This window comes from Sphingobacterium sp. UBA5639 (genome assembly GCF_002421245.1).
GTDB classification, from domain to species: domain Bacteria; phylum Bacteroidota; class Bacteroidia; order Sphingobacteriales; family Sphingobacteriaceae; genus Sphingobacterium; species Sphingobacterium multivorum.
The window spans coordinates 208,058-230,833 of record NZ_DIJR01000036.1; the positions used below are offsets into that span (position 1 = coordinate 208,058).

The following is a 22,776-nucleotide window of genomic DNA, read 5'->3' on the forward strand; positions in this document are numbered from 1 at the left end:
TCTCTATAAAAGTAGTATCATCCAGATTCTTTCATTTTCAGTCTGGGAATTGATCCTGGCCCAGTCTCCATTCATCTTGATAAAGTTACGGAAATTAAGTCGAAAAAAAACCTTTTGTGTCTTCTGCGATCTGTTATTTTGAATATTTTAAATTGTCATGGAATTGTCTTATATTTGGGTAGCTATTCAAATGAAAAGTTGTAGTGATGGAACCACTTTAATAGCGTAATGTTGTTTTTATCCTTGTTTAAACGCATTTGTTTAGAATGATTATAAATTGATATTAAAGGTCACAAAATTGTCAGCGATTTGTTAATAAATCATACTTTTGTGGCATTGTTAGGGGGGTAGTGGCTCCTTTAACCATGGGAGTTAATTTTTTACATTCACAAATAAATAGTATAAAGTGCTAAATATGAGAACTATCTCATCCGTTTTGGGAAGCCTTGCGAGGGTGGTGTCAACGAGTTTGATGCTATTATTTGCCGTTACGACGTTGCATGCGCAAGATGTCAAGGAAGGTGAAAAAATCTTCAAATCTAAGTGTACATCCTGTCACGCCATTGACAGAAAAGTGGTTGGTCCTGCTTTAAAGGGGATTCCAGAGACGAAAGACGAAGCTTGGTTAATCAAGTGGATCAAGAACTCTCAGGCTTTAATTGCGTCTGGCGATGCTGATGCAGTTAAAATCTTCGAAGAGAACAACAAGCTTGTGATGACTTCTTTTACTGATTTATCTGACGATCAGATCAAGTCGGTATTAGCGTATATCACCGATGCTTCTAAGGAGAAACCGAAAGAGGCTGCTGCTGGTGGTGCTGGCGCTAAAGATGATAACGCGTCTATGTTCATGATTTTGGGCTTGATCGCAGTTGTTGTTTTGGCTGTAGTGGTTATCGTGGTGTTGAATCGTGTGATCCGTACCTTAGAAAATGTAATTGCTAAAAACCAAGAAGCTATTGCTGCGCAACAAGAGCCAGAAGATAGCCAACGTTTTGTGAAGTTTGCGAAAGCATTCGTTAAAAACAAAAAGTTGGTTGGCTTTACAGTCTTGATGTTAGTTGCATTATTAGCTGTAGGTGGTTGGAAGACCATGTGGAACGTTGGTGTTCACCAAGGCTATCAGCCGGTTCAACCAATTAAGTTCTCGCACCAAATCCACGCGGGTGTTAACAAAATTGAGTGTCAATACTGTCACGGTGGAGCATTTAAATCTAAAAATGCGTCTATTCCATCGGCTAACGTATGTATGAACTGTCACAATACAATCACTGCTTCAGAGCATTATGATGGTGAGATTTCTCCGGAAATTGCTAAAATCTATCGTGCATTGGATTGGAATCCTGATACGCGTACTTACGGTAACAATCCGAAACCAATTCAATGGGTTCGTATCCACAACTTACCTGACTTTGCTTACTTCAACCACTCACAACACGTTGTGGTAGCTGGTGTTGAGTGTCAAACTTGTCACGGTCCAATCCAAAATATGGAAGAAGTATACCAATACTCTCCATTGACGATGAAATGGTGTGTTGATTGTCACAAAAAGACAGATATCAAATCGGATAACAAATACTATGAAGATTTGATCAAAGCACACGAAAGAATTAAGAAAGGTGAGAAAATGACTGCAGCCATGATCGGTGGTCTTGAGTGTGGTAAGTGTCACTATTAATAATTATTTGAAATACGCAATCTTATATACAGCTTAAATGGATAGCAATAAAAAATATTGGAAAGGTTTGGAAGAGTTAAATCAAACTCCTGCTTTCGTTGAAGGAAGCAAGGGTGAGTTTGCCGAATCTATTCCTGTAGAAGATGTATTAAACGAAGCTGGCTTGAGTACTAAAACTCCTCGCCGTGACTTCTTGAAAGCATTAGGATTTGGTTTGGGTGCTGTTTCTTTAGCGGCTTGTAACCGTACTCCTGTGCATAAGGCAGTTCCTTATTTGATTAAACCTGAAGAGGTAACTCCAGGTATCCCTAACTATTATGCTTCGACGTTCAACGGTCAAAGTATCTTGGTTAAAACGCGCGAAGGTCGTCCGATCAATGTTGAGCCTAACCCGAATGCAATTGGTTTGAACCAAGGTTTGGATTCAACGACTGCTGCTTCTGTATTGGATTTATACGATGAGTCCAAATTGAAACAGGCACAATTGAAAGGTCAAGATGTAGAGTGGTCTAAATTGGATGGGGAAGTTGTTAAAGCTTTGAATGCAGCAGCATCTTCTGGTAAACAAATTACGATCGTTTCTAACACCGTAAACAGTCCTTCAACGTTGGCGGCTATCGCTGCTTTCGCAACGAAATTCCCAACAGTTAACCATGTACAATACGATGCTGTATCTTACAGCGGTATTATTGAGGCGAATAAAGCTTCATTTGGGAAAGCTGTTGTCCCTTCATACAATTTTGAAAAGGCAAATGTGATTGTTTCCGTTGCAGCTGATTTCTTAGGAACTTGGTTAGCAGGTGAGGAGCATACACAACAATACGCTAAAAACCGTGATTATAAATCGTTGAAAAACGGAAAAATGTCACGTCACGTGCAATTTGAGTCTGGTCTTTCGATGACTGGTACAAATGCGGATGCTCGTATCGCCATCAAACCTTCGGAAGAAGGAGCTACATTGGTTGCTTTATATAATGCAATCACTGGTCAGTCTTTGGCTGGTGCCACTGCAAACAAAAAAGCACAAAAAGGTGTCGCTCTAGCAGCGAAAGAATTGGTGAACAGCAAAGGCGCAGCAGTTGTTGTTGCTGGTTCTAACGATGTCAATGTACAGGTATTGGTCAATGCAATTAACGTTGCATTAGGCGCGTACGGTACAATCATCGATTTGGATAACTATTCTAAACAATACCAAGGTTCAGATTCTTCGTTCCAAGCTTTCTTAGCAGCTGCGAAATCAGGTCAAGTTGGTGTTGCGTTCTTCTTGAATAGCAACCCGGTGTATGATTACTTCAAAGCAGAAGATGTAAAAGCAGCGTTGAAACAAGTTCCTTTCACCTTATCGTTTTCGCAACGTGCGGATGAAACAGCTTCTGAATTGACAGCGATCGCTCCAGCAAGTACATTCTTGGAGTCTTGGGGTGATGCGAATCCAAAAGAAGGTTTGTTCTCGATCGTTCAACCAACAATTAATCCTGTTTTCAAAACACGTCAAGTTGAACAAAGCTTGTTGACTTGGGCAGGAAATGATACCGATATGTACAACTTCGTTAAGAACTTGTGGTCTACACAAATCTTAGCAGGTTCTACGAAAAACTGGGATGCTGTATTGCAAACTGGTTTTGAATATAAAGGTGCTAAAGCGGCAACAGCTCCTGCATTTACAGGAAATGCTGCAGCGGCAGCTTCAGCAATTGAGGCATCAAGCAAAGCGATTACCGGTGAGTTTGAATTGAAACTTTATGAGCCTGCTGGTCTTCGTGACGGTCGTTACGCGAACAACGCTTATTTACAAGAACTGCCTGACCCTGTTTCTAAAGTAACTTGGGATAACTACGCTGCTCTTAACCCGAAAGATGCTGAGAAATTAGGATTGGGTGAAGACGGTAAAGTGACTTTAAAAGCAAATGGTGTTGAATTGGAATTGCCAGTTGTACAACAACCAGGTCAAGCACAAGGAACAGTTTCAGTTGCTGTAGGTTACGGCCGTACAAAAGTTGGTAAAGCAGGTAATGAAGTTGGTAAAAACGCATTCCCTTTTGCTTCTATCATCAATGGTACAGTACAAGGTGTTGCTAAAGCAACTGTAGCGAAAGCGTCTGGTACTTACCAATTGGCACAAACACAGACACACCACACGATCGAAGGTCGTAACGTTATTCGTGAAACGACATTTGCGAAATATCTGAAAGATCCTAACTCTGAGGCAGGCCGCTTTACGGATAATCACAAAACATACGATTTGTGGAACAAATATGAGCAACCTGGTCACAAATGGGTGATGGCGATCGACTTGAACGCATGTACAGGGTGTGGTGCTTGTATCGTTGCTTGTAACGTTGAAAATAATATTCCTGTTGTAGGTCGTGATGAGGTTCGTCGTCGTCGTGAAATGCACTGGTTACGTATTGACCGTTACTATACAATCGAAGGAAAAGATCAAGATCTTACAAAAGAGAAAGAAATTGCGAGAGCTTCGGCTGATTTGGATTTCGAAGATATCACTGTTGTTCACCAACCGATGTTGTGTCAACACTGTGGTCACGCACCTTGTGAAACGGTTTGTCCGGTATTGGCAACAGTACACTCTTCAGAAGGTTTGAACCATATGGCATATAACCGTTGTTTTGGTACACGTTACTGTGCGAACAACTGTCCTTTCAAAGTTCGTCGTTTCAACTGGTTTGCATACTGGAATGATTCACGTTTTGACAACTACTTGAACAATGAGTTCACACAATTGGTATTGAATCCAGATGTTGTTACTCGTTCACGTGGGGTAATGGAGAAATGTTCAATGTGTATCCAACGTATTCAAGCAGGTAAATTACAAGCTAAGATTCAAAATCGCAAAGTTAAAGATGGCGATATCCAAATGGCTTGTCAACAAGCATGTTCTGCAAATGCAATTATCTTTGGTGATGCAAATGATCCAGAATCAGAAGTATCTAAAGCATTACGCAACGAGCGTGTTTATTACGTACTTGAGGAAATCAATGTTCAACCGGGTATCGGTTATATGACAAAAGTTAGAAACACTTTTGAGGCGTAATCTTGTACAATATTTGAAATAAAAATACTATGTCATCGCATAACGAATCAATATTAAGAGAACCATTAATGACCGGTAAGGACATTACGTATGCAAAAATTACGGATGATATCTTACTACCGGTTGAAAATAAACCGAATAAAGCATGGTGGATTGGTTTTACCGTTGCTGTATTAGGTGCTTTATTATGGGTAGTTAGCGTTAGTTATACCTTTTGGACAGGTATCGGCGCTTGGGGTCTGAATAAAACTGTAGGCTGGGCTTGGGATATCACCGACTTCGTATGGTGGGTAGGTATCGGTCACGCGGGTACGTTGATTTCAGCTGTATTATTAATCTTCCGCCAGAACTGGCGTAATTCAATCAACCGTTCTGCAGAGGCGATGACGATCTTTGCGGTAATCTGTGCGGCTACATACGTTGTAGCTCACATGGGTCGTCCTTGGTTGGCTTATTGGATTTTCCCACTTCCAAATCAATTTGGATCACTTTGGGTAAACTTCAACTCTCCTTTGGTATGGGATGCGTTTGCGATCTCAACTTACTTTACAGTATCCTTGGTATTCTGGTACTGTGGTTTGTTGCCGGATATTGCAACAATTCGTGACCGTGCTACTGGATTAAAACAAAAAATCTATTCTGTATTATCATTCGGATGGAATGGTTCAGTTAAGACTTGGCAACGTTTTGAAATCGTGTCATTGATCTTGGCAGGTATCTCTACGCCGCTTGTACTTTCTGTACACACGATCGTATCCATGGACTTTGCCACTTCGGTTATCCCTGGATGGCATACAACGATCTTCCCTCCATACTTCGTGGCGGGTGCGATCTTCTCTGGTTTCGCGATGGTACAGACGTTATTGTTGATCTTACGTAAAGTAATGAACTTTGAGAACTACATCACGATGTTCCACATTGAGTCGATGAATATTATCATCATGACAACTGGTTCTATCGTGGGTGTGGCTTACTTGACTGAGTTGTTTATCGCAATGTACTCTCGTTCAGAATACGAAATGTATGCTTTCGAGAACCGTATGTTGGGTCCATACGCTTGGGCTTACTGGTCAATGATGACTTGTAACGTAATTTCTCCACAGTTATTCTGGTTCAAAAAAATCCGTACAAGTATTCCTATCTCATGGATCTTATCGATTGTTGTAAACATCGGTATGTGGTTTGAGCGTTTTGTAATTATCGTGACTTCATTGCACCGTGATTACTTGCCTTCATCTTGGGCAATGTTCTACCCAACTTGGACAGACGTAGGTATCTTTGTAGGTTCAATCGGATTATTCTTTACATTATTCTTGTTGTTCTTACGTTTCTTACCAGGTATCGCTATCGCCGAAGTGAAATTGTTGTTGAAATCATCTTCATTACAACATAAAACTAAATTGGCTCAAGAAGGCGCATTCCCTGAGGAACAAGTGAAGTACTTCCAGGAGTCATTAGAGAAATATGATTCAGTGACAGAAGAAGAGATTAAAGAATTATCAGTTAGAAAATAATCAGCAATGAACAATACAAAATATATATTAGGTAGTTTTGCGGATCCCGATGAAATGATGCATGGGATCGACAAATTGCAAGCAAACAATATAAGTATTTACGACTGCTTTACTCCGATGCCTATTCACGGCATCGAAGCAAAGCTGGGTGTGAAACCTTCTCGCTTGCCTATCGCAGCATTTTGCTTTGGAGCATTAGGAACGACATTAGGTTTTAGTTTGTTGTATTATACAATGGCATATGATTGGCCGATGAATATCGGTGGTAAACCATCTTTTGGTATGCCAAACTTTGTTCCAGTTACATTTGAGGTTACCATCTTATTGTGTGCCTTGGGTATGGTTGCCACGTTTTTCTTCCGTAACCACTTATTTCCGGGACGTGCACCTCGTGTAATGGACTTGAGAGCAACAGATGATCGTTTCATCCTTGCAGTAGATGCCAAAGAAAATACAGATCACGCTTTGATCGATAGCTTATTGAAAGAAGCTGGAGCTGTTGAAGTTAAGTACAATGATAGAAAATATGTTAGCTATGAATAAGAAGAATTTACTTGGAACGCTATGCGCAGCTGTGGCATTGACAGCACTTGTTTCTTCTTGTGGTGACAAAACAACTCGTAGTACAGGTTTAGAGTTTTCTCGTAACATGTACGATCCGCTTGCTTTCAATCCGGATCAACCTAATGCGAATTTTGCTGATGGAAAAACAGCACAAACACCTCCTAAAGGTACAGATCCAATTGGTTTCACTCGTTTTGAATACGCCAATACATTAGAGGATTATGAACGTGCAGGAAGAGAAGTAAAAAGTCCTTTGGTCGTAAATGCCGAAAATCTTGAAAAAGGTAAAGCTTTGTTCACCACTTACTGCTCGATATGTCATGGAGTAGAAGGTAAAGGTGATGGTCCTATCACAAAAGACCGTAGCGTGACTGATTCAAGAGGTACTCGTCAATTAGAGAACTTTCCTCCGCCACCATCTTATCACAGAACAGATGCGGCGAGCTCTTCACGGGGTGGTTTGATGGCTGACTTGACTGATGGTAAAATTTACCATACAATTTATTACGGACACAACTCCATGGGATCACATGCATCTCAATTGTCTCCAGAGGAGAGATGGAAAGTTGTTATGTATGTTCACGAATTACAAAAGAAATAATCTAACATCAGATATATAAATGGGAACTCACAGTCATCATCACGATTATAATTTCAACGAGCGATACGAGTTTGCTGGCAAAGCTAAAATGTTCAGTATTGTCGCTGTTGTACTAGGCGTAGCTGCTGTAGCTTTCGGGTTGCTTTCGGGCGATCACGTTACTGTAGAGCGTACTTATGCCAACTTGTTATTGATGGGTTATTACTTTACATGTGTATGCGCAGCTGGAACATTCTTTGTTGCCTTGCAATATGTAACACAATCTGCATGGTCTGCAGGTTTGGTACGTATACCTCAGGCTATGGCGAGTGTTTTACCAATTGCATCATTAGTTTTATTAGTTATTGTAGGTTTAGGTTTAACCACGCATAACTTATATCACCACTGGAATGCAGATGGTATCACTGATCCGCATAGTACAAATTTTGACCCTATTATCGCAGGTAAATCTGCTTATTTAAATGTTCCATTCTTCTTGATCCGTCAGGTGGTATTTTTGGGAACATATAGCATTTTTGCTGTTATTTTTGCGAAACTTTCTTATAAAGAAGATTTGGAAGGCGGATTGGCTTCTTATAAAAAGTCATTCAAATTGTCGGCAATCTTCTTAGTTATCTTCGGTTTTACTACACCTATCTGGTCTTTCGATACAGTAATGTCTTTAGAAGCACACTGGTTTTCAACGATGTTCGGTTGGTATAACTTTGCAGCAATGTGGGTTAGCGGTATTTCATGTATCACGATCATCGTTGTTGTATTGAAGAAAGCTGGTTATATGAACTGGGTAAACGAAAATCATTTACACGATTTGGGTAAATTGATGTTCGGTTTCTCGATCTTCTGGACTTACGTTTGGTTTGCACAATTCATGTTGATTTGGTATTCAAACATGCCGGAGGAAACAGTTTATTTCTACAAACGTTGGGAACCTGAATACAAACCTTGGTTTTGGTTGAGTATTATCATTAACTTTGTGGCACCATTGTTACTATTAGTGGATCGCGATGCTAAACGTAAACAAAATGTAATGTTGTTCGTAGCGATTCTATTATTGGCTGGTCACTGGCTAGATTATTATATCATGATCATGCCTGGTACTGTTGCTGAACATAGAGGATTTGGTATCATTGAAATCGGAACTGCACTTGGTTTCTTAGGTTTGTTCATCTTCTTAGTGATGAGTAAATTGAGTAAACAAGCATTGGTGCCTAAAAATCATCCTTTCTTGGATGAGAGTTTGCATCACCAGATATAGTTTCACTTTTAAAGGAAGGTTACGTAAAAACGTTATAAAAGAAATGAGCTTTAAATTAAATAATAGATTCAAATCCATCTCGGGTTTTGTGCTTGCACTAGGATTGCTTTTTGCGACTCCTATCCTAGCAAGTCAACAAGATACAGTAGCATCTGATTCTGCTAAAGCGGCAACTACAGCAGTAGCTGCCCCTGCAGCAACGGATTCGGTTGCAAAAGATACAACAGCGGCAGCAGGTACTGCTGCTGTTGGATCTGCTAGTTCTTCTACAGAAGCTAGTGCTGCTGCTCCTGCTGTTGAAGAAGTGAAGCAAATAGACCCTCAGGTTTATAAAAACTTCACATATTATGTCTTGTTATTCTTGGTTATATGTACAGTTGTTGCCGTTATCGGTAAAGTACTTTCGATCTATGAATTGACAAGAAAGATGAACGGTAAATACAATCCGTTTGCGAATAACACATTTCAATCGGCATTGTTATTCATTTTCTTGGTTGTATTCCTTTATGGTGTATATTGGTCATATGTACACTGGGGAGCTGCTTATTGGAGATCGGCAGTAACTGAGCACGGTGAGCGTATTGATACGATGTTTATCATTACGACAGCAATTACAACATTTGTATTGGTTATCACACACATCTTGTTGATGACATTTACATTCTTGTACCGCATGCGTGCAAAACGTCAGGCTTATTATTATCCTCATAACAATGCAATCGAGAAATTGTGGACAATTGTTCCAGCTGTTGTTTTGACAGTATTGGTATTGTTCGGTTTCTTTACATGGAGATCGATCACAAATATTCCTGAAGATCTTCAAAAATCAGCATTACAAGTTGAGGTATTAGGCGAGCAATTCCAATGGAATGTCCGTTATGCTGGTTCAGATGGGATTATTGGTAAACGTAATTATAAAATGACGACACCAACCAACCCTTACGGTATTGACTTTAATGATAAAAATTCCTGGGATGATATTCAGGGATCTGAAATTTGGTTGCCTGTAAACAAACCTGTTCGTTTCCATATCGTTTCAAAAGATATTATTCACTCTTTCTATATTCCTGATTTCCGTGTTCAAATCAATGCGGTACCAGGGATGACCAACTATTTCCAATTCACACCTACTGTAACAACAGAAGAAATGCGTGATCGTTTGGGTGATTATAACTATGACTTCGTGATGTTGTGTAACAAGATCTGTGGATCTGGTCACTACAACATGCAAAAGAAAGTGGTTGTCGTAACTGAAGAGAAATATAAAGAGTGGTTAGCTAAACAAAATAAATATTTTACTGAGGATTTGCAAAAAGAGTTCAGTGGTAAAACAGCTAACGTGAAAAAGGATAGCGTACAAGTTACAGCATCTTTGAACTAATTAAGAATTTTTGAATATAAAATCGAATATGTCAAGTACAGTAATATCGCATAGCGCTGAACATCACGATTCGCACGGCCATCATCATGAGGAGTCGTTCATCAGAAAGTATATCTTCTCGGGTGACCACAAGATGATTGCTAAGCAATTCTTGATCACTGGTATCATCATGGCAGTTTTTGCGATGCTTTTATCAGTATTATTCCGTATCCAATTAGCATGGCCGGATAAAGAGTTCCCTATATTAGAAGTATTCTTAGGTAAATGGGCTGAAGGCGGTCGTATAAAACCGGAGTTTTTCCTTTCCTTGGTAACCATTCACGGTACCGTTATGGTATTCTTCGTGTTAACGGCTGGTCTATCGGGTACTTTTAGTAACTTATTGATTCCATATCAAATCGGAGCACGCGATATGGCATCTCCTTTTATGAACATGTTGTCTTACTGGTTGTTCTTTGTAGCATCAGTTATTATGGTTGCATCGTTCTTCGTAGAAAGTGGACCTGCTTCTGCTGGTTGGACGATCTACCCGCCACTATCGGCTGTTCCTACTGCAATCGCAGGATCTGCAACAGGTATGACTTTATGGTTGGTGAGTATGGTTCTATTTGTAGCTTCACAGTTGATCGGTGGTATTAACTATGTAAGTACAATTTTGAACATGCGCACAAAAGGAATGGACTTATGGAAAATGCCTTTGACAATCTGGGCGTTCTTCTTAACTGCTATCGTAGGTATGTTGTCATTCCCAGTATTGGTTTCGGCGGTTGTTCTTCTGATTTTTGACCGTGCTGCTGGTACGTCATTCTATTTGTCGGATCTTGTTGTTCAAGGACAAATTTTACCGAACGAAGGTGGTTCACCAATTTTGTTCCAACACTTGTTCTGGTTCTTAGGTCACCCTGAGGTATATATCGTTGTTATGCCGGCTTTAGGTTTAACTTCTGAGGTTATTGCAACCAACTCACGTAAACCAATCTTTGGTTACCATGCGATGGTTTATTCGTTGATCGGTATTACCGTGTTATCGTTTATCGTATGGGGTCACCACATGTTTGTAACAGGTATGAACCCGTTCTTGGGTGGTGTATTTATGATTACAACATTGATTATCGCGGTTCCTTCAGCGGTAAAAGCGTTTAACTATCTTGCAACGTTGTGGAAAGGTAATATCCGTTTCACTCCGGCGATGATGTTTGCTATCGGTTTGGTATCGTTCTTTATCTCTGGTGGTTTGACAGGATTGTTCCTAGGTAATGCGGCATTAGATATCAACTTACACGATACGTATTTTGTTGTTGCCCACTTCCACTTGGTAATGGGATCGGCGTCAATCTTCGGTATGCTTTGTGGTGTTTACCACTGGTATCCTAAGATGTTCGGTCGTATGATGAACACAAAATTAGGTTATTTACACTTCTGGTTGACTTTCGTTGGTGCTTACATGGTATTCTTCCCAATGCACTTTATGGGTATCGATGGTGTGCCTCGCCGTTACTATGCATTTACACACTTTGATTTCATGGCAAAATGGGTTTCTGTCAACCAATTGGTAACTTGGGCTGCGATTGTGGCTGCTTTAGGTCAGGTAGCTTTCCTGTGGAACTTCTTTACATCGATTTTCTTCGGTAAAAAAGCCCCACAAAACCCTTGGCAGTCAAACACATTGGAATGGACTACTCCGGTAGAGCATATCCATGGTAACTGGCCAGGAGAAATTCCAACTGTACACCGTTGGCCTTACGATTACAGTAAGCCAGGTCATGGTGAGGATTTTATTCCTCAAAGTGTTCCTTTCTCTGAAACAATGAGCTCTAATTTGCCTCATGATTTCGAAGGAGACGAGGAAGCTGAGCGTATCCAGGCAGAATGGAATGCTCAAAATGGTAGAAAAGACTAATAAAATCTTATAAAATAGAGTAGGGATTCCTACTCTATTTTATAGAAGTTTGTATTTTAAGAGGTAGGGGTAGTATTATGTTTCCAGCAGCTGAGAAGCGATTTATAAAGACCAATTTTATAACGATCATTGTGTTGTTTTTGGTCATTATTGCTGGCGGAGTTGTTCGGAGTACAGGGTCAGGAATGGGATGCCCAGATTGGCCAAGATGTTTTAACCGTATTATTCCTCCAACAGATATCTCCCAATTACCGCAAGGATATGAACAGCATTATAGTGAAGGAAGGGCAAAGAAGAACGAACGTTTCGCGAAAATTGTAGAATTTTTCGGCGATAAAGAAATGGCTTACAAGCTCCGTACTGATAAGAGTATTTTGCAGCATGAAGAGTTTAATGTTGCGAAAACCTGGACGGAATATATCAATCGGTTGGTAGGCGTTGTTTCCGGATTCTGTTTGTTATTTACAGCTATTTATTCTTTCACCTATTTAAAATCAAAAAGCTCGATCGTTGTTTGGTCAGTGATTAATCTTTTTGTTGTCGTACTTCAGGCCTGGTTGGGATCGATCGTTGTATCGACAAATCTGATGCCCTGGATTATTACGGTACATATGCTCTTAGCCATTGTAATTGTTTGTATTAGTATTTATACATATTTCAAAGCAGTTACTTTGCGAAACAAGACCTTACTGGTCAATCGTTCTTTGGGTATATTAAAAGGACTTGCTATTGCTTCAATTTTATTGATGCTAACACAGGTAATTGTCGGAACGGGAGTTCGCGAGGAGGTTGATTTATTAACCGGTTCAACGATAGCCCGGACTGATTTTATAACAACTATTGGCCAACAGTTTGAGTTACATCGCTGGTTGGCATATTGTTCTTTGATTTTAGTTATTGTATTATTCTTTTTGGTCCGCACGAGTTTTAATACGGGGTCTAAGCAATATAAATTTGCTTTAATCGCATTGATTCTAGTGGGTATCCAAATGCTATCAGGAATTATCTTAGCTCGATTTGCAATACCTGCATTTGCACAAACAACGCATTTGGTGGTAGCTACGCTGTTATTTGGCGCGCAGTTCTACCTGTTGTTATTGTTAAACAAGCAAAGGCACTAATCTTGGCATTCGGGATGTTTATGTTTAAAAGTACGTGTTTAATTACACTGATAGTAGGAGGTCTCTTTTAGTTATGAAAGAATTTATTTCAGATTTCAAAAAGCTTGTTAAGTTGAGACTTACGTTGACGGTTGTATTTTCTGCGTCAATTGCTTTTCTGATAGGATCAAAACAACAGGGTGATATATTCTGGTTCAATTGGTTATTGTTGACTATAGGTGGTTTTCTGGTGACAGGTTCTGCTAATGGTTTTAATGAGATCATTGAAAAGGATTTGGATAAACTGATGAAACGTACGGAGGACAGACCGTTGCCATCAGGCCGCATGACAACAGGACAAGCTTTGGTATTAAGTGTCTTTATGGGCATCTTAGGAACCTTGGTGCTTGTTCGCTTAAACTTTGTCGCTGGTCTGCTGTCGGTTTTCTGTATTCTTCTTTACGCATTTATCTATACACCATTAAAAAGAAAATCACCAATAGCAGTGTTTGTCGGCGCGTTTCCGGGTGCATTTCCGCCATTAATTGGATATTATGCAGCCTTTTCGCAAGACGATTTAGCCTACTATAGTGGACATAATGAAGCGGCAATTATTATTATTCCCTTTGTGTTGTTTGCTATTCAATTTTTATGGCAGTTTCCGCATTTCTGGGCAATTGCTTGGGTTGTGGATGATGACTATAAATTAGCGGGTTTTCGCTTATTGCCGACGACAAAACGTGATAAGATATCGGCTTTTATGGTATTCATTTCAGGTTTGTTTATGATACCTGCAGGTTTTATACCGTATCATTTTGGCTTTGGTGGAATTTGGTTTACGATTGTATCTGTGGTCGGAGGAATAATGTTTGGTTATTACGGTTATTTGCTGTTTAAGAATTGTGATATTCCTTCAGCAAAGAAAGTGATGTTTACCTCATTTATCTATTTGCCTGTGACACAACTCGTATTATTGCTTAACTTTATTCCGTTGAAATAATGTTAGATATACAAGCACAAACTGACGAGAAGTTAGTACAGAGAAAAGCCCAAAAGTTCAACCTATGGTTGGGTATGTTGGGGATGTTCATGATGTTTGCGGCGTTATCCAGTGGTTTCATTGTATATACAGCGAGCGGTGTGGACAAAGGGATTAAGACCCTATTGCCAAATGCACTTTTATATAGTACCTTGGTGATTGTGGTTAGTAGTCTAACGATGTTTTTAGCCCATAGAGCGGCTAAAAATGGCGAGTCTTCCAAACAGCGGTTGTTTTTGATAGCAACTTTTATTTTGGGAGTTGTATTTTTTGCCTTGCAAGTTCATGCTTGGAATGTATTGATCGATAGGGGTGTTTATTTTGTGAATAACAATGCATCGCAATCTTTTATTTACGTTTTTATATGGATGCACTTGGCGCATATTATTGCGGGGTTGATCGTTTTGATTGGCGCGATTATAGGAATTAACAAACTTCCTAAAGACGGCAATCTTTTCCGCATGGATCTTGCCAGTATTTTTTGGCATTTTCTCGATCTTTTATGGATTTATATATATGTTTTCTTACTTTTGAATCAATAATAGTAAACAATGAGTACAACAGTATCGCAATTGGATAAGGTAAAAACTGGTCCATGGAATGGTGGAAAATCACCTTGGAACTTAGAGTATGGAAAAATCATGATGTGGTTTTTCTTGGTAGGGGATGCCTTCACATTTTCTGCATTTTTGGTTTATTATGGCGCGCAACGATTTTCACACGCTGTATGGCCGGATCCTGATAAGGTTTTTCAATCTATTCCAGGAATTACTGACGGGGGACAACCCTTAGTATTTGTCGGTTTAATGACGTTTATTTTGATTATGTCTTCAGTAACTATGGTGTTGGCGGTTGAAGCTGGACATCGTAATTCGAAGCATGAGGTTGTTAAATGGATGTTATGGACAATCTTAGGTGGTCTTTGTTTCGTTGGTTGTCAGGCATTAGAGTGGACGCATTTGCACCACGAAGGCTTTTGGTTCGGACGTAATCCTGCTACTGATATTGCTACACATATGGAAGGCGGAAATGTTGTTGAAAAATTGAGCCATTTCTTTACGGGAGATGTATCGTATACATCAGCACTTCAGTTTGCAAACCTATTCTTTACAATTACTGGTTTTCACGGTTTCCACGTAACTGTTGGTATTATTTTGAACATCATTATTTTGTTCATGACTTTAAATAATACTTTTGAAAAAAGAGGATCCTATTTAATGATTGAAAAAGTAGGTCTATATTGGCACTTTGTGGATTTAGTGTGGGTATTCGTGTTTACACTTTTCTACCTTGTTTAGTAAATCAATTTAATTACAAAAGCTATGTCACAATATCAAGATAATATCGCTCACGGAGAGCACGCTCACGAAGGTGGGTTGGATAAAAAAGCCATCTGGAGGGTGTTTGGAGTACTTTTGGCCCTTACTTGCCTAGAGTTCTTAATCGCATTAGGCTTCGTTCACCATTGGCAAATTCTGTCTAAAGGGGTATTGGTTAATTCAATTTACATTATACTTACTTTAGTTAAAGCTTATTATATCATTGCATTCTTTATGCACTTGAAATTCGAGAAATCGAGCTTCATTGTCACTGTAGGAATCGTCTTTATTTTTATTATTTATTTTATTGTTTTGATGCTAGTTGAAGGAGGCCATTTAGCTTCTGCATTCCAAGAACATCAAATATTTCCAAATAAATAGATAAAGTGAATGGATAATAATACTGGACAAAAGAAAGGTATTAAAACTATATTGATCCTGGCAGTAATTCTTTTACTGCCGGGATTTTTATATTTTATACTAAATAAAAGCGGCTCGAATAGCTACGCCTCCTTACCAATTTTTGGGAAAAAGGAAGTGCCTGGAACAACACATCGAAAATGGGGACGTGATATTCCCGATACCATCTACCATACGGTGACGCCTGTTGATTTTGTGAATTACGATGGTAAGAAAGTGCATTTGTTGGACAATGATACAACACTCTCTGTAGTCCACCTGATGTATTCTAGGGACGCTTCCTTATCAAGGACAATGATTAAGCGATTAGATCAAATTGCTAATCGGTTTATTCAGAATCAGAAAGTTAAGTTATATTCTATCACGGTTGATACAGCCTATGATACACCTGATGTATTAGCGAAATACGCGAAAGTTTACAATCCCTGGACCAAATCTTGGTTTTTTGTGACAGATCCTTCTGTTGATATCTTTAAATTTGCTAAAGAAAGTCTATTGCAGGACGCGCTTGTCAACAATGATGGCAATAAACCATTCATTATTGGCTCTAATTATCTTTTACTCGATACAAAAGGACGTATAAGAGGGATATATGACATCAACGTAAAGACAGATGTCGACCGCCTGGAAGATGAAATTAAATTATTATTGGTCGAGGAAATCCGAAACCATCCAGCAACAATAGAACAAAAAAGATAGTTATATCATGGAAGAGAGTTTGAATAAAGAAAAAAAGTACAGTAAATGGATTTGGTTGTTATCTATCGTTATACCGATAGTGGTTGCTATCCTCTTTACAGTGAATTTACAAAAGCTGGGTTATGATGTAAAACCGCTAACATTTTTACCCCCTATCTACGCGGCTATCAATGGGATTACTGCTGTATTACTGTTTTGGGCTGTGGCTGCGATAAAAAAGGGTAATAAGCCCTTGCACGAGCGTTTGATCAAATTGTGTATTGCTTGCTCTTTAGCTTTCCTGGCGATGTATGTCGCTTATCACATGACTTCAATCGAAACAAAATATGGTGGCGAGGGAATTTTGAGACCGATCTATTTCTTTATCCTGATTACGCATATCTTGCTTTCTATCATTATCATCCCTTTTGTGCTTTTTACTTTTGTAAGAGGTATATCCGGTTCTTACGAGCGTCATAAAAAGCTTGCCCGCATTACTTATCCAATGTGGCTTTACGTGGCTGTTACCGGTGTGATAGTTTATTTAATGATTTCTCCGTATTATATCTGTTAGTGAGAAAGGGGCGGGGTGCAACGGATTCGATGTGGGGGATCTGGCTTAAAATTGAAATGAAATTGGAAGCGAAGGAGTATATATTCCAGCCATTCAAGAGTATAAACAGCGTAGGATTAATCAGCCGATTTGTATCGGCTAGATGGATCTTTAAAAAATCATTTGCATATGAAGCGTATCTGGATTTATCAGGCAGATCGTCTGCTAACGGCAGCAGAGGGACAGGAGATTGTTACTGACCTAGAAGCTTTTGCTGAACAGTGGAAAGTACATGGAAAACCACTTTCTGCTTCCGCAGAATTGCGGGATAATCTTTTTATTATCCTTAAGGTGGACGAGGAAGTGGCGGCTGCATCAGGTTGTTCTATTGATAGTTCGGTTCGATTTTTAAAAGGAGTTGAATCGAAGTATGGTATTCAACTATTTGATCGCATGCAATTTGCATATAAAGGGGATCAAGGAATAGGCGTGGTTAACCGTGACGGATTTGAGAAGCTACTGGCAGACGGTACCATCAATGATAATACCTTAGTATTTGATAATACTATTACCCATGAACATCAAATGGAGAATGCTTGGGCAGTGCCCTTCCATCAAAGCTGGCATAAACGACTTTTTAAATAAGTTGTAAACAAGTATAAAAGAAAGGCCATATGTAATTGTGGCCTTTCTTTTTGATCTATAGATCTGTATTGCTTCTCTTTCTGATTGGTCCGCCGAATGGCGATAGCTTCGCTTATTCAGGAATAGTATAATGGTGCATGTATTTTGCAATCGCATTTGCGCGTCTATTGACATAAGCAGAAGGGTTACGGGCATCCCATTCTCTTGGGTTTGGCAGTATGGCTATAATCAATGCGGCTTGTTTTTTTGAAAGATTGCTGCCTGTTTTACTAAAATAATACGACGCTGCCGCATCGGCACCATAAACTCCCTGTCCCATTTCAATCACATTGAGATAAACTTCGAGGATGCGTTTCTTGCTCCAGAATGTTTCTATAAGAATTGTAAAGTAGGTCTCGAAACCTTTTCTTAACCAGGAGCGCCCTGGCCATAGAAAGACATTTTTGGCGACCTGCTGACTGATTGTACTTCCGCCGCGTAATTTCTTTCCCTGTGCATTTTTTTTAATGGCATTCTGAATCCCTTGCATGTCGAATCCCCAGTGTGTCATAAAGTGAGCATCTTCTCCTGCAATGGCCGCTAACTTGAGGTTGTCCGAAAGTTCATCGTAATCCAGCCAGTTTTTTTCCAGTTTAAATCCTTTGCCCTGCTCTTTTAGTTCAAACCCACGTTGAATCATCAACCAGGTGATGGGAGGATTGACGAACCTTAAGCTAATGACCCAAAAGAGTGAAATACCAATAAAATAGAGCACTACCCGTGTCGCAATGCGCAGGATCGGAGATTTTATGGACTTCAATGGGTTGAAGGATTTTTTTTTGAAGGTATTTTGTTGTTTGCTGGACGTATTTTGTTTACCAGATCTTTTGATGGCCATGACTAATTTTTTTCGGATACAAACTTAGCTTATATTCTTGTTTAATGGAAATGATTTTGTCGAGAAGTTGAGGGTATCGTTTGCCAAAGCGACGATATTATCCTATTTTTACGCTTCATAAAAATTGATTTACAAGTTGGCAAAAGAAAAGAAAGTGACCCCATTGATGCAACAGTATAATGCGATCAAGATTAAATATCCTGGAGCGTTATTGTTGTTCCGTGTTGGCGATTTTTACGAGACATTTGGTGAGGATGCAATCAAAGCTGCCCAGATTTTGGGCATTGTTTTGACGAAGCGTGGTAATGGCTCGGAATCGGAAACCGCGTTGGCTGGTTTTCCTCATCATTCGTTGGAGACCTATCTTCCAAAATTGGTGCGTGCCGGCCAACGGGTGGCGATCTGTGATCAGTTGGAGGATCCTAAGACGACAAAAACAATCGTTAAGCGTGGTGTGACAGAGTTGGTTACCCCTGGCGTTTCCTACAATGACAATATTGTTCAGCAGAAATCGAATAATTATTTAGCGTCAATCTTTATCGAAAAAGAGCGGATCGGTATTTCTTTTCTTGATATTTCAACAGGCGAATTTTTGGTTGCTCAGGGAAGTGTTACCTATATCGATAAATTGCTTCAAGGTTTTAAGCCAACGGAAGTCATTCTTTCCAAAAAACAGAGCAAGGATTTTGCGGAGCAGTTTGGGTCGCATTACTATACTTATTTTCTTGACGAATGGCCGTATACGGGAGACTATGCTACAGAAACATTATTGAAGCATTTTGAGGTTTCGTCGATGAAAGGGTTTGGCGTTGATCGGATGCCTGCGGGGATTGTTGCTGCCGGTGTAGCTTTACATTACTTAAACGAGACCGAGCATCGTAACCTACAACACATTTCTACGCTTTCGCGTATCGAAGAAGATCGTTTTATGTGGCTGGATCGCTTTACGATCCGCAATTTGGAATTAATCGGTTCGTTGAATGAAAATGCTGTCACCCTTTCTGATGTATTGGATCATACATCCAGTCCAATGGGAGCGCGCTTGCTCAAGCGCTGGATTGTGATGCCGTTAAAAGACAAGAAAAGTATTCAGGAACGATTGAATGTGGTGGATTTCTTTGTTGCTGATCGCAATTTAAGGGATGAGTTGATTGGTCAGATCAAGCAGGTGGGGGATCTTGAACGCCTAATTTCCAAGATAGGACTACAAAAAGCGAATCCGCGGGAAATCGTGCAATTAAAACGGGCTTTATATGCGATAGAAAAGTTGAAGGAACTTACAGATCGTAAAGATGCCAACGCGCTACAGACCATATCGGAGCAATTGGATGCTTGTACAGTTATCCGGGAAAGAATAGAGCTGCAGGTTCAGGCCGAGCCCCCAGTGGCAATCAATAAGGGTAGCGTAATTGCTGATGGCGTTGATCCGGAATTGGATCGATTGCGTAAAATTGCCTTTGGCGGTAAGGATTATTTGCTTGAGATTCAAAAAAGGGAAGCAGAACTCACTGGAATTCCATCCTTGAAAATTGCATTCAATAATGTCTTTGGTTATTACCTGGAGGTTACCAATACCCATAGGGATAAGGTTCCTACGACGTGGATACGTAAACAGACGCTGGTGAATGCTGAACGTTACATTACGGAGGAACTGAAAGAATATGAAGAACAGATTCTAGGTGCTGAGGAGAAGATCCAAGCACTGGAGAATAGATTATATGCAGAGCTATTGCTTTCCATTGCTGAATATATCAAACCTATTCAGCTCGATGCACAGCTGATCGCTAAGCTGGATGTGCTGCTTAACTTTGCGGTTGTAGCAGAGAAAAATTATTATGTAAAGCCTGAAATCAGCGAGAGCAAGATCTTGGATATTAAAGGCGGAAGACACCCTGTCATTGAAAGAAACCTGCCAATAGGCGAGGACTATATTACCAATGATACCTTCTTGGACCCAAAGACACAACAGATTATTATTATTACGGGGCCTAATATGGCCGGTAAATCGGCGTTACTCCGTCAGACTGGATTGATCGTGTTGATGGCGCAAATTGGTTGTTTCGTACCGGCAAAAGAAGCAAAGATCGGTCTGGTTGACAAAATTTTCACCCGTGTGGGCGCTTCAGATAATCTTTCTTCTGGAGAATCTACGTTTATGGTAGAGATGAATGAGACGGCGAGCATCATGAATAATTTATCAGACCGTAGTCTCATTCTTTTAGATGAAATCGGTCGTGGTACCAGTACCTATGACGGTATTTCTATTGCTTGGGCTATTGCTGAGTTTTTACACAATAATCCCGCAGCCAAAGCAAAAACATTGTTTGCAACGCATTACCATGAATTAAATGAGCTGACAACTTCATTGGATCGTATTAAAAATTATAATGTGACGGTGAAGGAAGTCAATAACAAAGTTATTTTCTTGCGGAAGCTCGTTCCAGGAGGCTCAGAACATAGTTTTGGTATTCATGTGGCAAAGCTCGCGGGGATGCCACAAAAGTTGCTGAATCGTGCCAACCAGATCCTGAAAAGATTGGAGCAGGAGCGAACTGGTGGGGAGCAGATTAAGGATAGTATGCGTAAGATTCAGAAACAGGCCTACCAATTGCAAATGTTTTCCATTGATGATCCTGTCTTGAATAAGATCAGGGATATGCTGAATAATCTGGATGTTAATTCGCTTACTCCAGTTGAGGCATTAATGAAGCTGGATGAGATACAACGCCTGCTAAAGAATTAAATCTTCTTTTGGACTTGTACACCTGATCTCAAGTGGGACTTGTTTTCTTCGATTTGAACACGCCAGATCATGTTTTTTAAAACAGAACATCATCTGGCGTATTTTTTTCTGAAAGTGCCTGATCTTATTGGTTAGAGAGAACCTTGAGCTCGCTTTCATTGTTGTTGATGTCTGCGAAGTCATGAAAGTTTTTGAAGGGCTATTGCTTAAAACCTGAAAAATAGTTCCAAGCTTCCGTAATTCGCCTGTATTGGGATCAATACCTTACTGCTGGCATCATAAGGCGCGTAATGATAGCCGAGTTCGAAACCAATGTACTTTTGGTTTTTCATGCGAAATAGGGATGCGAGACCAAGTCCTAAGTGCACATTATTGATGGTTACCATACGATCGGTGTATCCACCATCATAATAATAACCATCCGGATCATAATAACCAGAGGAATAAGCGCTTTCTGTAATACCGGTATCTGTAATATCTATGCCAAGGATACCTTTTGGAATCAGTATACATTTGTCGTTGTCAAAAACTTTGTAACCTACAGCACCGCCCATAAATGCGGTCGCTGAAGAATTGACCGAAACATTGGAGCCCTCGTAATTGTAATCAATATTGCGGTCGTTTGAGTTGATGCGCACCTTGAAGCCACCTTCAAAAATAAATTTTCTTTCCAGCGAGCTCGTCAGCATAAATCCAAAGCTTATGTTGGTTCCGAAAATTTTGTTGGCTCCACCAAGTGGGGTGACTACGCCGATTGAAGGAACATAGCCAAGTTTGGCTTTTTGTCTATCTCTGTACACTTTGGGTGCTGGAAACCGCTGTTGATTATCTTGTTCATCAGCTTGTCGGTCTTGCTCGGCACTGGAAACGTCAGTATCTGAAAAAAGCAGTAAAATATCTTTTTCCTGATCCGTTAACGTGTAACTGTCAGAAACAAGGAGTGCTTGTGCCCTTACTTTGATGAGGCCATCCAGTGGGTGCCGCAATGGGTAAAAATTGTATTTTTCCTTATGCTGTTCGTATTGCGTTGAGAAATCGTCCTGGTCTGCCGCATCCAGTCTTTGTAGAAAGCTTTTATCAAATTGACTGTTCCAATAGAGGTCAATCGCTGCAGCACTATTTTTCTTTTCAATGATTTGCATAAGGATGCGTAACCTTTGTACAAATTCATTGATACCACAGCTTGCCTCTATGCTATTAAGTAAAGGGTCAATTTTGTCAAAGTCATTGTTGTTTAAGGCTTGTGTCAATAGGGGAAGTGTCTCAACGGTATATCGTTCACAATTTTCCTGTCCATACAATAGTTTTGTGGGAAGGACACAGCTCATAATCAATATCATAAGAGCAAGCTGACGGATATTCATGGCTTATATAGATTTGTTGCTGACTAAATTAGCAAATAAATCGCAGGTTACATGGGTTTGTTTGTGCCAAAGGTCCTAAAAGTTTTATCTTTG

At 39.9% G+C, this 22,776-nt stretch carries 19 protein-coding genes; 17 read left to right on the forward strand and 2 right to left on the reverse strand.

What is annotated here, in order from left to right; translation table 11 throughout:
• Window positions 1-415: 415 nt before the first annotated feature.
• The 16 genes from B4Z90_RS23295 to B4Z90_RS23370 all read left to right on the forward strand — a co-directional run bounded on the left by B4Z90_RS23295 (window position 416) and on the right by B4Z90_RS23370 (window position 17,699).
• Entirely contained in the window at window positions 416-1,678 is a 1,263-nt protein-coding gene (locus B4Z90_RS23295) for a cytochrome c3 family protein (RefSeq protein ID WP_070563536.1), read from the forward strand.
• A 37-nt stretch (window positions 1,679-1,715) separates the two neighbouring features.
• Entirely contained in the window at window positions 1,716-4,730 is a 3,015-nt protein-coding gene (locus tag B4Z90_RS23300; protein WP_070563539.1) for a TAT-variant-translocated molybdopterin oxidoreductase, read from the forward strand.
• Between the two features lie 29 nt (window positions 4,731-4,759).
• Window positions 4,760-6,244, forward strand: a complete 1,485-nt coding sequence (gene nrfD / locus B4Z90_RS23305; RefSeq protein ID WP_046674137.1) for an NrfD/PsrC family molybdoenzyme membrane anchor subunit — start codon at window positions 4,760-4,762, stop codon at window positions 6,242-6,244.
• A 6-nt stretch (window positions 6,245-6,250) separates the two neighbouring features.
• Window positions 6,251-6,787 carry a DUF3341 domain-containing protein gene (locus B4Z90_RS23310; protein WP_070563542.1) on the forward strand — a complete coding sequence of 179 codons (537 nt, stop codon included), beginning with the start codon at window positions 6,251-6,253 and terminating at the stop codon, window positions 6,785-6,787.
• Window positions 6,771-7,409 (forward strand): c-type cytochrome, encoded by a 639-nt coding sequence (locus B4Z90_RS23315; protein ID WP_286833372.1) that lies wholly within the window; start codon window positions 6,771-6,773, stop codon window positions 7,407-7,409. The genes B4Z90_RS23310 and B4Z90_RS23315 overlap by 17 nt, the downstream gene beginning before the upstream one ends.
• A gap of 19 nt (window positions 7,410-7,428) precedes the next feature.
• On the forward strand, window positions 7,429-8,664 hold the full coding sequence (locus tag B4Z90_RS23320; RefSeq protein WP_070563545.1) for a quinol:cytochrome C oxidoreductase: 1,236 nt from the start codon (window positions 7,429-7,431) through the stop codon (window positions 8,662-8,664).
• A gap of 43 nt (window positions 8,665-8,707) precedes the next feature.
• On the forward strand, window positions 8,708-10,045 hold the full coding sequence (locus tag B4Z90_RS23325) for a cytochrome c oxidase subunit II (RefSeq protein ID WP_070563547.1): 1,338 nt from the start codon (window positions 8,708-8,710) through the stop codon (window positions 10,043-10,045).
• Window positions 10,046-10,073: 28 nt separating this feature from the next.
• The gene (locus B4Z90_RS23330) at window positions 10,074-11,945 is read left to right on the forward strand and encodes a cytochrome c oxidase subunit I (RefSeq protein ID WP_175441964.1); all 1,872 of its coding nucleotides are present in this window, start codon (window positions 10,074-10,076) and stop codon (window positions 11,943-11,945) included.
• A gap of 77 nt (window positions 11,946-12,022) precedes the next feature.
• Window positions 12,023-13,066, forward strand: coding sequence for a COX15/CtaA family protein (locus B4Z90_RS23335; RefSeq protein ID WP_286803458.1), 1,044 nt, complete (start codon window positions 12,023-12,025; stop codon window positions 13,064-13,066).
• 73 nt (window positions 13,067-13,139) lie between these two features.
• Window positions 13,140-14,045, forward strand: coding sequence for a heme o synthase (gene cyoE, locus B4Z90_RS23340; protein ID WP_070563553.1), 906 nt, complete (start codon window positions 13,140-13,142; stop codon window positions 14,043-14,045).
• Window positions 14,045-14,626 (forward strand): cytochrome c oxidase subunit 3, encoded by a 582-nt coding sequence (locus tag B4Z90_RS23345; RefSeq protein ID WP_070563556.1) that lies wholly within the window; start codon window positions 14,045-14,047, stop codon window positions 14,624-14,626. The genes cyoE and B4Z90_RS23345 overlap by 1 nt, the downstream gene beginning before the upstream one ends.
• A 9-nt stretch (window positions 14,627-14,635) precedes the next feature.
• The gene (locus tag B4Z90_RS23350; RefSeq protein WP_070563559.1) at window positions 14,636-15,382 is read left to right on the forward strand and encodes a cytochrome c oxidase subunit 3; all 747 of its coding nucleotides are present in this window, start codon (window positions 14,636-14,638) and stop codon (window positions 15,380-15,382) included.
• A gap of 24 nt (window positions 15,383-15,406) precedes the next feature.
• The gene (locus B4Z90_RS23355) at window positions 15,407-15,784 is read left to right on the forward strand and encodes a cytochrome C oxidase subunit IV family protein (RefSeq protein ID WP_070563563.1); all 378 of its coding nucleotides are present in this window, start codon (window positions 15,407-15,409) and stop codon (window positions 15,782-15,784) included.
• A 9-nt stretch (window positions 15,785-15,793) separates the two neighbouring features.
• Window positions 15,794-16,522 carry an SCO family protein gene (locus tag B4Z90_RS23360; protein WP_286803460.1) on the forward strand — a complete coding sequence of 243 codons (729 nt, stop codon included), beginning with the start codon at window positions 15,794-15,796 and terminating at the stop codon, window positions 16,520-16,522.
• A 7-nt stretch (window positions 16,523-16,529) separates the two neighbouring features.
• Window positions 16,530-17,075, forward strand: a complete 546-nt coding sequence (locus tag B4Z90_RS23365) for a DUF420 domain-containing protein (protein ID WP_286803462.1) — start codon at window positions 16,530-16,532, stop codon at window positions 17,073-17,075.
• A 168-nt stretch (window positions 17,076-17,243) separates the two neighbouring features.
• A complete protein-coding gene (locus tag B4Z90_RS23370; RefSeq protein WP_112373814.1) occupies window positions 17,244-17,699 on the forward strand; it encodes an ABC transporter ATPase in 456 nt (151 codons plus the stop codon).
• 112 nt (window positions 17,700-17,811) lie between these two features.
• Here B4Z90_RS23370 and mtgA read toward each other — a convergent pair whose 3' ends face one another.
• Window positions 17,812-18,576, reverse strand: coding sequence for a monofunctional biosynthetic peptidoglycan transglycosylase (gene mtgA, locus B4Z90_RS23375; protein WP_112373813.1), 765 nt, complete (start codon window positions 18,574-18,576; stop codon window positions 17,812-17,814).
• Window positions 18,577-18,712: 136 nt separating this feature from the next.
• On the opposite strand from mtgA, the gene mutS reads away from it, so the two are divergent.
• Window positions 18,713-21,319: a DNA mismatch repair protein MutS gene (gene mutS / locus B4Z90_RS23380; protein ID WP_286728018.1), complete on the forward strand. Its 2,607-nt coding sequence runs from the start codon at window positions 18,713-18,715 to the stop codon at window positions 21,317-21,319.
• A gap of 206 nt (window positions 21,320-21,525) precedes the next feature.
• Here mutS and B4Z90_RS23385 read toward each other — a convergent pair whose 3' ends face one another.
• The gene (locus B4Z90_RS23385; protein ID WP_112373810.1) at window positions 21,526-22,683 is read right to left on the reverse strand and encodes a hypothetical protein; all 1,158 of its coding nucleotides are present in this window, start codon (window positions 22,681-22,683) and stop codon (window positions 21,526-21,528) included.
• Window positions 22,684-22,776: the final 93 nt, after the last annotated feature.